Source organism: Microvirga terrestris (genome assembly GCF_015694425.1).
Lineage (GTDB): Bacteria > Pseudomonadota > Alphaproteobacteria > Rhizobiales > Beijerinckiaceae > Microvirga > Microvirga terrestris.
On record NZ_JADQDN010000003.1, the window covers coordinates 253930 to 267367 of the forward strand.

Below are 13438 nucleotides of genomic sequence, written 5' to 3' on the forward strand. Positions count from 1 at the left end.
TGTATACGCGCCTTTCGCGCCGCGAAGGGCAAAATTTTCCCTGAACCCTTAACGGCCTTCTTCGACCATGCCCCGTCTTGTCATGAAGTTCGGCGGAACATCCGTCGCCACCGTAGAGCGCATCCGCAACGTGGCCCGGCATGTGAAACGCGAAGTCGAGGCCGGCTATGACGTGGCCGTGGTGGTGTCCGCCATGGCGGGCAAGACCAATGAGCTCGTCGGCTGGGTCAAGGATGCCTCTGCGCTTTACGATTCCAAGGAATACGACGTGGTCGTCGCCTCAGGCGAGCAGGTGACCTCGGGTCTCCTCGCGCTCGCCTTGCAGGAAATGGGCCTCAAGGCCCGGTCCTGGCAGGGCTGGCAGATCCCGATCATGACCTCGGAAGCCCACGGCTCGGCCCGTATCGCCGCCATCGACGGCACCGGGATCATCAAAGGCTTCACCGACGCCAAGGAAATTGCCGTCGTGTCCGGCTTCCAGGGCATGCATCAGCCCACAGGCCGCATCACGACCCTCGGCCGGGGCGGCTCGGATACCAGCGCCGTCGCGCTGGCCGCCGCCATCCAGGCCGAGCGCTGCGACATCTACACGGATGTCGACGGCGTCTACACCACCGATCCGCGCATCGTGCCCAAGGCCCGGCGCCTGGATAAGGTTTCTTACGAGGAAATGCTGGAGATGGCCTCGCTCGGGGCCAAGGTGCTGCAGGTGCGCTCGGTGGAGCTCGCCATGATGCACCGCGTGCCGACCTATGTGCGCTCCAGCTTCGACGATCCCGCCGATCCCAAGCTCGGCACCCTCATCTGCGACGAGGAAGACATCATGGAACAGCAGATTGTCACGGGCATCGCCTATTCGCGCGACGAAGCCCAGATCACGCTGCGGGACATTGCCGACAAGCCGGGCATCGCCGCTTCGATCTTCGTGCCCCTGGCCGAGGCCAACATCAACGTGGACATGATCATTCAGGTCGTGTCCGACAACGCGGCCACCACGGACCTGACGTTTACGGTGCCGACCGCCGATTACGAGCGGGCCTGCGCGCTCCTGAACGAGCACAGGGCCGAGATTGCCTTCAAGGAGCTCCAGGGCGCCACGGACGTGGTGAAGGTCTCGGCCATCGGCGTCGGCATGCGCAGCCATGCGGGCGTGGCCGCCCGGGCATTCAAGGCCTTGGCCGACAAAGGCATCAACATCCGGGCGATCACGACCTCTGAGATTAAATTCTCGGTGCTGATCGAATCGGCCTATACGGAGCTTGCGGTTCGCACGCTCCACTCGCTATACGGCCTTGATCAAGCCTGATTGACGAGGGATTGGTCGGGCTGCGACAGTGACCATGCCGGCCGCCGGTCCGCCCTGCCGGCCCTGATAGGACGGGAACAGAGAAGCTCATGCCAAGCGCTCCCGGCGGTCCGCGCCTTCTGCTGCGCCGCCTCCGCGAGATCATGGCGGAGCCGGTCGGGGCGCAGGACCGTCTCGACAAGATCGTCACCCAAATCGCCGCGAACATGGTGGCGGAGGTGTGCTCCGTCTATGTGATGCGCGGCGACGGCGTGCTCGAGCTCTTTGCCACCGAGGGCCTGAACCGCGAGGCTGTCCACCTCACCATCATGCGATCGGGCGAAGGCCTCGTCGGCCTCATCGCCGCGACGGCGGAGCCCCTGGCCCTGTCCGACGCCCAGAGCCATCCGGCCTTCTCCTACAAGCCCGAGACGGGTGAAGAGATCTACCACGCCTTCCTGGGCGTGCCCCTGCTGCGCGCCGGCAACACGCTCGGTGTTCTCGTCGTCCAGAACCGCACCTACCGGGTCTACACCGAGGAAGAGGTCGAGGCCCTACAGACCACCGCCATGGTGGTGGCCGAGATGCTCGCCACGGGAGAGCTGCAGGCGCTGGCTCCGGTCGAGACCGGCATCGCGCTCCGCCGCCCGGTCTACCAGAAGGGCGTGGCGCTGGCCGACGGCGTGGGCCTCGGCCATGTGGTGCTCCACGAACCGCGGGTCGTGGTCAAGAACCTCATCGCCGAGAACATCGAGACGGAGCTGAAGCGGCTCGATGCCGCCATCGGCGAGGTGCGCCTGTCCATCGACGAGCTCATCGAGCGCGGTGATGTCGCCCATCACGGTGAACACCGGGAGGTTCTGGAGACCTTCCGCATGTTCGCCCACGATCAGGGCTGGCTGAGGCGCATGCGCGAGGCGGTGACCTCGGGCCTCACGGCGGAAGCCGCCGTGGAGCGGGTACAGTCCGACAACCGCGCCCGCATGCTGCGCCAGACGGACCCTTATCTGCGCGAGCGCCTGCACGACCTCGACGATCTCGCCAACCGCCTGCTCCACCGGCTGGTGGGCCGGGAATTCGTCACCGAGCGCGAGAACCTTCCCGAGAACGCCATCCTCGTGGCCCGCTCAATGGGTCCGGCGGCGCTCCTCGACTATGACCGTTCGCGCCTGCGCGGCCTCGTGCTCGAAGAGGGCGGCCCGACGAGCCACATTGCCATCGTGGCCAGGGCCCTCGGCATCCCGGCCGTCGGCGAGGTCTCGAATGCCACCTCGCTCACCGAACCGGGCGATGCCATCATCGTCGACGGTGCCGCCGGCGAGGTCCAGATCCGGCCCAATCCGGACGTGGAGGCGGCCTATGCCGAGAAGGCGCGGCTGCGCGCCCGCCGGCAGGAGCAGTACCTCAAGCTGCGGGATGTGCCCTCCGTCACCAAGGACGGGGTCGAGGTCATCCTGCAGCTCAATGCCGGCCTCGTGGTCGACCTGCCGCACCTGGCCGAGACTGGCGCTGCGGGCGTCGGCCTGTTCCGCACCGAGCTGCAATTCATGATCGCCGAGCGCATGCCTTCGGCTTCCGAGCAGCAGGCCCTCTACAGCACGGTGTTCGCGGAGGCCGGCGACCGGCCCGTCACCTTCCGCACCCTCGACATCGGCGGCGACAAGATCCTGCCCTACATGCAATCCGTCGAGGAGGAGAACCCGGCCCTGGGCTGGCGCGCAATCCGCATCGGGCTTGATCGTCCGGGTCTGCTCCGCGCCCAGATCCGCGCCCTGCTCAAGGCAGCGGCCGGACGGCCCTTGAAGATCATGTTTCCCATGGTGGCGACCTGCGACGAGTTCGAACGCGCCAAGCAATATGTGGAGCGGGAAAAGACGCACTTGGCCAACCATGGCCATCCGTTGCCGTCGGACCTCAAGCTCGGCGTCATGCTGGAAGTGCCGTCCCTCCTGTTCCAGCTCAAGGAAATCTGCGCGAGCGCCGATTTCATCTCGCTCGGCACCAACGACCTGATGCAGTTTCTGTTTGCCAGCGACCGTGAGAACCGGCGCGTGGCCGACCGCTTCGATCCATTGAGCGCGCCCATGCTGCGGGCCCTGAGCATGGTGGCCGAGCAAGCCGAAGCCTCCGGCTGCCAGGCCACGGTCTGCGGCGAGGTCGGCGGGCGTCCCCTCGAGGCCATGGCCCTGATCGGCCTCGGCTTCCGTTCGCTCTCCATGTCCCCGGCGTCCATCGGCCCGGTCAAGGCCATGCTGCTGGAGATGAATGTCGCGGAGGTCAGCGCCCTGGTCCGCGAGGAACTCAAAAATGCCGGGGGCGGCCAGACGCTGCGCCCGAAGCTCGCCCATTTTGCGGAAACCCGTGGTATTCCGGTCTGATGTCGATTGCCCCCCCCTCTGATCGCCTGAACGCTATTCTTGCCCGCCATGACATTATCACGGCGACGCTCAATGCCGGGCCCGATCCTGAAACTTTCGTCGCCCTCTCTCGCGAACTCGCCGAACTCGACGGCGTGGTAGAGGCCATCCGGACCTATCGGGCGATGGAGGACAACCTGCAGGGCCTCCAGGCCATGCTCGACGATCCGTCGATGGATTCCGAGATGCGCTCGCTCGCCGAAGACGAGCTGCCCCAGGCTCGCCAGGATCTGGAGAAGGCCGCCCAGGACCTGCGCCTGATGCTGCTGCCCAAGGACGAGGCGGACGAGAAGAGCGCCATTCTGGAAATCCGCGCCGGCACCGGCGGCGACGAGGCCGCCCTCTTCGCCGGCGATCTGCTGCGCATGTACACCCGCTATGCGGACCTCAAAGGCTGGAAGGTCGAGATCGTCTCGGAAAGCGAGGGCACGGCGGGCGGCTACAAGGAAGTGGTGGCCGAGATCAAGGGCCGGAGCGTGTTCGCCCGGCTCAAGTTCGAGAGCGGCGTCCACCGGGTCCAGCGCGTGCCGGATACGGAAACACAAGGGCGTATCCACACCTCCGCCGCCACGGTCGCCGTGCTGCCGGAGGCCGAGGACGTGGATATCACGCTCAACGACGCCGACCTGAAGATCGACACCATGCGGGCGCAAGGCGCCGGCGGCCAGCATGTGAACAAGACCGAATCGGCGATCCGCATCACCCACATCCCTTCGGGAATGGTTGTGTTCGTCCAAGACGAGCGCTCCCAGCACAAGAACCGCGCCCGGGCCATGGCCCTGCTGCGCGCCCGGCTCTACGACGCCGAACGCACCGCCAAGGACGCGGCCCGCGCCGCCGACCGCAAGGCGCAGGTGGGCTCCGGCGATCGGTCGGAGCGCATCCGCACCTACAACTTCCCGCAGGGGCGCGTGACCGATCACCGGATCAACCTGACCCTCTACAAGCTTGAGGAGGTGATGGCGGGCAATGCGCTGGACGAGCTGATCGACGCTATCGTGACCGAACATCAGGCAGCCCAGCTCGCCGCCCAGGACCAAGCGGCATGAGCGAAAGCAAAGTGGAGGGCAAGGTCGAGGGTCTCAGCCACATTACCCTGATCACCCGTGACCTCGACCGCATGACGGCCATTGTCGAAGGGGCGCTCGGCGGTCGGGAAATCTATTCATCCGGCCAGGACACCTTCTCCCTGTCCCGTGAAAAATTCTTCGATGTAGGCGGGCTCTGGATTGCCGTGATGGAGGGCGAGAGCCTTGCCACCCGGACCTACAACCACATCGCATTCAAGATCCCGGCCTTCGCTATCGACGAGTACCGAACACGGATCGAGGCGTTGGGGCTGGAGATCCGCGAATCCCGCCCCCGGGTCGAGGGCGAGGGGGATTCGCTCTATTTCTACGATGACGACAACCACCTGTTCGAGCTGCACACCGGCACCCTGGAGGAGCGGCTGGAGCGCTACCGGGAGGGCCGAAACCCTTGAAAACCCGAACTGAGGCTCTGAGGGCGCTGCGCCGGACCCTCAGCGAGGCCGGGTTCGAGACCGCAGCCCTGGACGCCCGCCTGCTCCTGCTCGAAGCTCTTGGCATCTCAGCGACAGATCTTATCACTTGGCCTGACACACCTCTCACCTCAGAGCAGGCCGAGACCCTCGCCTCCTTCACGAATAGGCGCCTCGCCCATGAGCCGGTGGCCCGGATCGTCGGGGAGCGCGAATTCTGGGGCCTGCCCTTCCGCCTCTCCCCGGAAACCTTGGTGCCCAGGCCCGACACGGAAACCCTGCTCGAGACGGCGCTCGACCTGCTCCCCGACCATCGGGCACCCTTGAAGATCGTGGATTTCGGCATCGGCTCCGGCTGCATTTTGGTCGCGTTGCTCCATGAACTCCCGAATGCCACGGGGCTTGGAGTCGATCTGTCTTTTGGTGCACTTGTGACAGCGCGTGCCAATGCTTGTGGCAACCGGGTTGGCAACCGCTGCCATTTCGCCCTGTCGCGCTGGGCCGATGCGGTGTCGGGCCCGTTCGATCTGATCGTCTCGAACCCGCCCTACATCGCCTCCGGGGTGATCCCAGGTCTGGACGCGGAGGTGCGGGAGCACGACCCGAGGCTGGCCCTCGACGGGGGCCCGGACGGGCTGGAGCCCTACCGGGTCCTCCTGGCCGAGGCGGAGCGGCTGCTGGTTCCCGGGGGGCTGCTGGCGGTCGAGATCGGCTACGACCAAGCCGAGGCCCTGTCGAGCTTGGCCGGGCTCCATGGCCTTGAAATCCTGCGGATCGCACACGATCTATCAGGCAACCCGCGCTGCGTCGCCATGAAGCGACTGTGATGGCCCGGGTGAGGCTTTCTTGTCCCAGGGTGGGATAAAGTCGGAAATAGCCCTTGTTGGACCGAGAGGAACCCGCTAGATTCAAGCGTAGAGATCGTCCTCGGTCTAAATAAATCGGTGGCCCCTGGAGGGGCATGCCGGAAGACCAAACGATATCAATCGCGCAGGCAGGGGCTTTTAAACGGAACGGCCTGGCGCGATCACCTGAACCCGACACTGAAGGATGGCCAAGCCTTTGAAAGGCTATGGCTGAACGACAGACGGTTTGCCACGCGAACGGTGGGCGTTAAGCCCGTTCGTTGAATATTGGCTTGCATATCGCGTGGGCTTTAAAGAACCAGCGAGGCTCGTAGAGCGAAAAATGAGACCAGGACAAAACAGGCGTATGCGCGGTCGTAGCAACAACAACCGCAGTAACAACAACAAGGGTCCCAATCCCTTGACGAAGAGCTATGAGTCGAACGGCCCGGACGTGAAGATCCGCGGCACGGCTCAGCATATCGCCGAGAAATACAGCCAGCTTGCCCGCGATGCGCAGTCCAGCGGCGACCCGGTGGCGGCCGAGAATTATTTCCAGCACGCCGAGCACTATTTGCGCATCATCGCGGCGGCCCAGGAGCAGCTGCGCGAGCAATACGGCTACCAGCAGCAGCGGTCCTTCGATGAGGACGGCAACGAGGAAGAAGGCTTCGCTCCGGGTGAGCGTCCGAACTTCGAGCGTGCGGGCGGCCAGGACTTCGGCAACGGAGAAGAGGCGGATTACGGCTCACAGCCGCAGCCTTACGAGAACCGGGCCGAGCGCCAGCCGCGCTTCGACCGTCAGGACCGGGGTGACCGCCAAGATCGCGGCGAGCGCCAGGATCGCGGCGATCGTCCCGATCGCGGGGACCGCCAGGATCGTGGTGACCGTCGCGAGCGCTTCCAACCCCGCGACCGTGGCCCGCGCCAGGACTTCCAGCCCCGCGACGAGCAGCCCTTCGAGGCCCGCTCCGAGAACGGCGAGCGCAACGAGCGCAATGAACAGCGCCAGCCTCGCTTCGACCGCGGGGATCGCCCTGAGCGGAACGACCGCCAGGATCGTGGTGTTCAGGACCGGGGGGATCGTCCCGAGCGTGGCGACCGTCCGGAGCGCAATGACCGCTTCGACCGTGGTGAGCGCCGCGAGCGCTTCCAGCCCCGCGACCGCCGCCGGGATGACGAGACGTCCGACCAGGGCACCCTGCCGGCCTTCCTGACGAACCCGGTCCGCGCGCCCGCTCCGATGGCGGCCGAGACGGAGGCTCCGGCCCCCGCGCCGGTGATGCAGGAAGCGGCCAATGACGAGGCAGTCGCCCGTCCGCGCCGCCGCCGCCGCACCCGCCAGGAAATGATTGACGCGGCCAATGCCGAGAACGGGGGCTTCACCCCGGATCCGGCCGAGACCCCGGCCGCCGAGTAAGGCCTTACGCGACAAGACTGTACAAAAAGGGAGAGCATTGCTCTCCCTTTTTGTTGTCTGACGTAGGGTCTGAAAGGAATTGATTCATAATAACGTTTAACATATGTTAACGGCCAAGCTTATTCTCCGAAGGATCTGCTATGGCCAAGTTGCGCTGGATCACTCTCCCCTCTGCCTTGGCCAAGAAGAAGGGGTTGCTCCTCGATCTGGACATCAAAGACGATGGCAGGTTTTTTGATCCAGCCACTACCTTGGCCGCAGCATCGAATGCCCGCAGCGTCACAGGGACGCCCAAGGCCGACCGGCTGATCGGCACCACGGGCAACGACAGCCTATCCGGGCTCAGCGGCAATGATCTCCTCGACGGCCGCAAGGGCCGTGACCGGATGATCGGCGGCATCGGAAACGACACCTACATTGTCGACAATGCCCGCGACCAGGTGATCGAACGCGCCAGGGGCGGCGCCGATCTGGTCAAGTCTTCCGTCAACTGGACCCTGGGCTCCCAGGTCGAGAACCTGACGCTCACCGGCGGCAAGAGTTTGAAAGGCACTGGCAACAGCCTCGCCAACACGATCACGGGCAACAGCGGCAAGAACGTCCTCGACGGCAAGGCCGGCGCCGACCGGCTCGCCGGCGGCAAAGGCGACGACATCTACATCGTCGACAATGGGCAGGACCGGATCACCGAGAAGGCGAACGAGGGCATCGACACCGTTCAGGCCTCCGTGAGCTTCACGCTGGGTGCCCATGTAGAGAACCTGATCCTGTTCGGCAGCGCCCTGTTCGGGACAGGCAACGATCTCGCCAACCGGATCACAGGCACCGGCCTCGCCAACCGGCTCGAGGGAGAGGCCGGCAACGACACCCTCGACGGCGGAGCCGGCGACGACACGCTCGGCGGTAGCGCCGGGACGGATTCGCTGCAAGGCGGCGATGGCCATGACCGGCTCGATGGCGGCGGCGACGGCGATTTGCTGGAAGCCGGCCTCGGCAACGATACGCTCGATGGCGGAATGGGTGCTGACACTCTCAACGGTGGCCTTGGAGACGATATCTATCACGTCGATGATTCGAGCGACGTAGTCACTGAAGCTGCAGACGCCGGAACCGACACGGTTCACGCCTCAATCGATTACAAGCTCAGCGCTCACATGGAGCGGCTGGTGCTGACCGGCAACGCTCTCTTCGGCACGGGCAACGATCTCGCCAACACCATCACCGGCAATGCCGGCAACAACACGCTCGACGGCGGCGCGGGTGCCGATACCCTGGACGGCGGCGCAGGCAATGATGTCTATTTCGTCGACGATGCACGAGATGTGATCGTCGAAGCGGCGGGCGGCGGAGTCGACGCGGTCCGCACAGCAGCAATCAACTACACCCTCGGCGCTGGCGTCGAAGACCTTGTGCTGGTCGGAGCGGCGCTGTCGGGCACCGGCAATGCCCTCGACAACACGATCACCGGCAATGCGCTCGCGAACACGCTCAAGGGCGAGGCAGGCAACGATACTCTGAACGGAGGGGCCGGCGCGGACGTGCTCCAAGGCGGCGCCGGCAACGACCTCTATCGCGTCGACAATGCGAGCGACGAGATCCTGGAGGCGACCGGTGACGGCTATGACAGTGTTGAAGCGTCGGTCGATTATGTCCTCGGCGACAATGTCGAGCGGCTTGTCCTGGTTGGCGACGCGATCGCCGGCACAGGCAATGCCATCGACAACATGATTGTCGGCAACGCGCTTGCAAATTCTCTGACAGGCGGCGAAGGCAACAATACCCTCGACGGTGGCGCGGGCAACGACACCCTGATCGGCGGCAGTGACAATGACAGCCTCGTCGGCGGCGAGGGCGACGATACCCTCACCGGCAGCGACGGTGACGACACCCTCGACGGCGGTGCCAGCATCGATAGCCTTGACGGCGGTACCGGCAACGACAGTCTCACGGGCGGCAATGGCAACGACACTCTCATCGGCGGAGCGGGGGCCGATAGCCTCGACGGCGGCGTGGGCGACGACACGTACGAAGTCGACGATGCAGGCGACATGATTGCCGAGACCGGAGATGGAACCGACACGATTCGCGCCTCGCTCAATTACACGATCGGTGCGAGCATCGAAAATCTCGTGCTCGTCGGCGCGGCATTCAACGGCACCGGCAACGCCCTCGACAACACGATCACCGGCAACGCGGGCAATAATGCCCTCATCGGCGGCGGCGGCAACGACAGCCTCATCGGCGGTGAGGGCAACGACGTCCTCGTCGGCGACAGCGGCAACGATACTCTCCGGGGTGGGACCGGAGCGGATATGCTTCAAGGCGGCGCAGGCGACGACACGTATGAGGTCGATGATGCGGGCGACACGGCCCGCGAAGCCGGCGGCGTCGGGACCGATACGGTTCTCGCCTGGATCACCTACACGCTCGGCGATTTCATGGAGAATCTCGAGCTCCTCGGCTCGGCGGCGCTCTCCGGCACCGGCAACGATTTTTCCAACCGGATCACCGGCAATGACGCGAACAACACACTCGTTGGCGGCGCGGGTCACGACACGCTCATCGGCGCCGGCGGCAACGACCGCCTCGACGGAGGCGGCGACAACGACACGCTCGACGGCGGCCTCGGCAATGACACCATCCTGGGCGGAATCGGCTTCGACAGCCTCGACGGCGGCGAAGGCAACGACAGTCTTGATGGCGGCAGTGACAACGATACCCTTATCGGTGGCCTCGGCAACGATACCCTCCTGGGCAGCAGCGGCAACGACGCCCTTCTAGGCAGCGTCGGCTTTGACAGCCTCGACGGCGGCGAGGGCAACGACAACCTCGACGGCGGCGGCGACAACGACACCCTTATCGGCGGCCTCGGCAACGATGCTCTTCTCGGCGGCAGCGGTAGCGACAGCCTCGATGGCGGGGACGGCGACGACAGCCTCGATGGCGGTGACGACAGTGACACTCTTGTAGGCGGCCTTGGCAACGACAGCCTTGCCGGCGGCATCGGCAGCGACAGCCTCCATGGCGGCGGTGGCGGCGGCAAAGATACCCTCAATGGGAGTGTCGGCAACGACACTCTCGATGGCGGCGATGGAGACGACAATCTCGCCGGCGGCAGTAACAACGACACCCTCATCGGCGGCCTTGGCAACGATATGCTCCATGGCAACGATGACAACGACAGAGTCGACGGTGGCGATGGCAATGACACCCTCCACGGTGGCCATGGCAACGACACGCTCAATGGCGGCCTCAGCAACGACACCCTCTATGGCGGCGAGGGCAACGACAGCCTCGATGGCGGCGATGGCAGCGACTGGCTCAGCAGCGGCAGCGAAGGAATCGAGACCGGCACTGGCACCGGCAACAACACCCTCAACGGCGGCGAAGGCGACGATTTCCTCGAGGGCGGCCGCGATGGCGACACCCTCATCGGCGGCGAAGGCAGCGATAGACTGATCGGTTTCGGCGGCAACGACAGCCTCATCGGCGGCGAAGGCCAAGACCTCTTATACGGCTACACGGGCAACGACACTTTCGAAGGCGGGCTTGGCCGGGATATTTTCACCTACACGGCCTCAGACCTCAGCCCCGGTTCGTCCGATACCATCTTCGACTTCGACTTCAACCCGGCCGGCGGCATCGACAGTCAGAGCGCGGACTTGCTCAATTTTTCCGACATCGATCCGGTTACTGACCGCGCGGGCGACCAGACGTTCTCGCTTGTCTATGGCACGAGTGTCCCTGGGGCGATGGCCGCCGGCACTCTCTATTACGATTCGACAAACGGCGTCCTTTACGCATACGTCGGAGTTCAAGGCGTGAACGTCGCGCCCAGCCTCACTATCAGGGTCGGAACGGGCATCACCTGGGACCGCTCCACGGCAGACTTCAACCTATCCCTCTAAAGCGCCAGCGTCGCCTGCTCGCGCTCGAGGCTGTCGCCCTCTTGCAGCGATCCGCCGCTCATCACCTCGGCATAGATGCCGCAGTCGAAATGCCCATAGGCCTTCATGAGGCTCTTGGGGATCTCCAGGTCGCGGATGCCGGTGTCCGGGTCCACGTTGGTGGCGGCGCAGCGTTCGATGCGCTTGGTGACCTTCAGGCGCAGGCCTGAGGGCGCCGTGAGCACCTGGCCGACGAGATCGAACTCGGCGAAAGGCGCGAGACCCTCCACATGGATGTTGCCGCGAAAGCGCAGCGGATCGACCGGTGCGCCGACCACATTCTCCAGCTCCCGCACGCTCGCGAGATTGATGAGCGAGACGAAACCGCGCCGGGAATCGGTGAAGCGGAAACCTTGCGGAGCGGTGAGCACCTTCGGCGGGCCGCGCAGCTCCTTCGGCATGAAGCGACGGAAATAGGCTTCGATGGCGAGCCGGCCCTCGGGGGTCGAGAGATCGCCGCGCGCCACCTCGCGCCCGCCCTGCTCGATGAAGAGGGTTGTGATGGAATCGATGTAGCGGGTTTTCAGCCGCGCCAGGCTCTCGTTGCGCATGAGCATCAGGAACTTGATCTTGGGCTGATGCTGCGGGTTGTCCGGCTCGAACCCGGCCGGGCCGTTCTCGATGGCGAACAGCCGGTCGCCGGGAAAGTAGTCGCCCTTTGTGAGGGCGACGGAGGACAGGGTCTCGGGCGAGAGGCCCTTCACCGGATAGCGCTGGAGGGAGGCGATGCGGATGGTCATGGAGCCATGGATACGGTTTCCGCTTAAGACGAGCAAGGTGGACGCCAATGCCATGCCTGGGTTCTGAGATCAGTGCCTGCAAATTCTCCAGCCGATGGACCGAACCATATCATCGACGCGTTGAACTGCGGGGGCTTAGCCCGGCTGATTCAGGACCTCTGCCATGGCACAGGTTCGGAGAACTCCGCAGCATCAGGACAACCGACTTTTAGCCGCCCTGACGCCAGAGGATTTTGCATTTCTCGAGCCGAACCTCGCCATTGTCGACCTGCAGCGAGGTCAGACCCTCTTTGAGATCGGCGAGACCATCGGGCATACCTATTTTCCCCACGATGCCATGGTGTCCCTTGTCACCATCATGCATGACGGCAAGTCCGTCGAGATGGCGACGTTCGGATGCGAGGGATTGTTCGGCCTGGTGAGCGCCTTCGTGACCCGCCAATCGTTCGGGCGCTACATCGTCCAGCTGAGCGGCACGGCCTCGCGAGCCGAACTCAATGCGATGCACGAGGCCATGGCGGCGCGCCCGGCCATTCAGAATCTCGTCCTGCGCTTTACTGAGGCGCTCATGGCACAAACGCTCCAATCCGTGGCCTGCAACGCCGTTCACGGCGTCGAAGCCCGGTGCTGCCGCTGGATCCTCATGACCCAAGACAGAGCAGGCCAGCCTGATCTGCCGCTCACCCAGGAGTTCCTGGCGGAGATGATCGGGGTTCAGCGCTCGACGGTCAGTGACGTTGCCCGCGCTCTTCAGGACAAGGGCCTGATCCGCCAGGGCAGAGGCATGATCACGGTCACGGATCGGCCGGGTCTCGAGGCCGCTTCCTGCGAGTGCTACGCGGTCATCAGGCAGAAATTCGAGCAGCTTCTGCCGCACAGCTATGAGCGCGGCTGAATGGGGCTGCCGCGAACATAGGTCGTGAGACCATTCGGCGGCAGTTCCCATGAGAAAAGCCCTGCCTTTCGGCAGGGCTCTGCTGCTTTCAATCGCGTGAATTCGGGCTTACGAAGCATCCCCCGAGCGGGCGACCTTGGAGCGCTTCAGCTGAGGTGTGAAACCAGCTTCACGGCCGCGGGAGGCATCGATCTCCACCTGATGGGGATCCTGGTGCATGCCCTCGTGGGAGGTCCGGTGGTCGGGAATGTTGGCTTGAGGCCCAGCCTCCTGCTTCATGCGCAGGGCCTTCTCGGCGTTGGCCACCAGTTCCTGGCGGGCCTTCTCAGCCTGCTCGGCTTTGCGCTTCCTGGGGTTGAGACGGGCAAAGAGATCGGAAAGAGCCATG

10 protein-coding genes are annotated in these 13438 nt (G+C 64.7%); 8 read left to right on the forward strand and 2 right to left on the reverse strand.

Features of this window, described 5'->3' with window-relative positions:
- Positions 1–67: 67 nt before the first annotated feature.
- From I2H36_RS08245 to I2H36_RS20320, 7 genes are all read left to right on the forward strand, one after another.
- Positions 68–1306, forward strand: a complete 1239-nt coding sequence (locus tag I2H36_RS08245) for an aspartate kinase (protein WP_196263412.1) — start codon at positions 68–70, stop codon at positions 1304–1306.
- Between the two features lie 89 nt (positions 1307–1395).
- Positions 1396–3663 carry a phosphoenolpyruvate--protein phosphotransferase gene (gene ptsP, locus I2H36_RS08250; RefSeq protein WP_196263413.1) on the forward strand — a complete coding sequence of 756 codons (2268 nt, stop codon included), beginning with the start codon at positions 1396–1398 and terminating at the stop codon, positions 3661–3663.
- Positions 3663–4751, forward strand: a complete 1089-nt coding sequence (prfA, locus tag I2H36_RS08255; RefSeq protein WP_196263414.1) for a peptide chain release factor 1 — start codon at positions 3663–3665, stop codon at positions 4749–4751. Before ptsP ends, prfA begins: the two co-directional genes overlap by 1 nt.
- Complete coding sequence (gene fosX, locus I2H36_RS08260) at positions 4748–5185, forward strand: FosX/FosE/FosI family fosfomycin resistance hydrolase (RefSeq protein WP_196263415.1); 438 nt, start codon at positions 4748–4750, stop codon at positions 5183–5185. The genes prfA and fosX overlap by 4 nt, the downstream gene beginning before the upstream one ends.
- Complete coding sequence (gene prmC, locus I2H36_RS08265) at positions 5182–6030, forward strand: peptide chain release factor N(5)-glutamine methyltransferase (RefSeq protein WP_196263416.1); 849 nt, start codon at positions 5182–5184, stop codon at positions 6028–6030. Before fosX ends, prmC begins: the two co-directional genes overlap by 4 nt.
- Positions 6031–6415: 385 nt before the next feature.
- Positions 6416–7468, forward strand: coding sequence for a DUF4167 domain-containing protein (locus tag I2H36_RS08270; RefSeq protein ID WP_246718704.1), 1053 nt, complete (start codon positions 6416–6418; stop codon positions 7466–7468).
- 140 nt (positions 7469–7608) lie between these two features.
- Positions 7609–11376, forward strand: a complete 3768-nt coding sequence (locus I2H36_RS20320) for a beta strand repeat-containing protein (protein WP_196263418.1) — start codon at positions 7609–7611, stop codon at positions 11374–11376.
- Here the strand turns inward: I2H36_RS20320 and I2H36_RS08280 are convergent.
- Entirely contained in the window at positions 11373–12209 is an 837-nt protein-coding gene (locus I2H36_RS08280) for an MOSC domain-containing protein (protein WP_246718705.1), read from the reverse strand. The two genes, I2H36_RS20320 and I2H36_RS08280, sit on opposite strands and share 4 nt — an antisense overlap.
- A 109-nt stretch (positions 12210–12318) precedes the next feature.
- Between I2H36_RS08280 and I2H36_RS08285 the strand changes: the two genes are divergently transcribed.
- Positions 12319–13050, forward strand: a complete 732-nt coding sequence (locus tag I2H36_RS08285; RefSeq protein WP_196263419.1) for a Crp/Fnr family transcriptional regulator — start codon at positions 12319–12321, stop codon at positions 13048–13050.
- A gap of 108 nt (positions 13051–13158) precedes the next feature.
- Here the strand turns inward: I2H36_RS08285 and I2H36_RS08290 are convergent, their stop codons facing one another.
- Entirely contained in the window at positions 13159–13437 is a 279-nt protein-coding gene (locus tag I2H36_RS08290; protein WP_196263420.1) for a hypothetical protein, read from the reverse strand.
- Between the last annotated feature and the right edge of the window lies 1 nt (position 13438).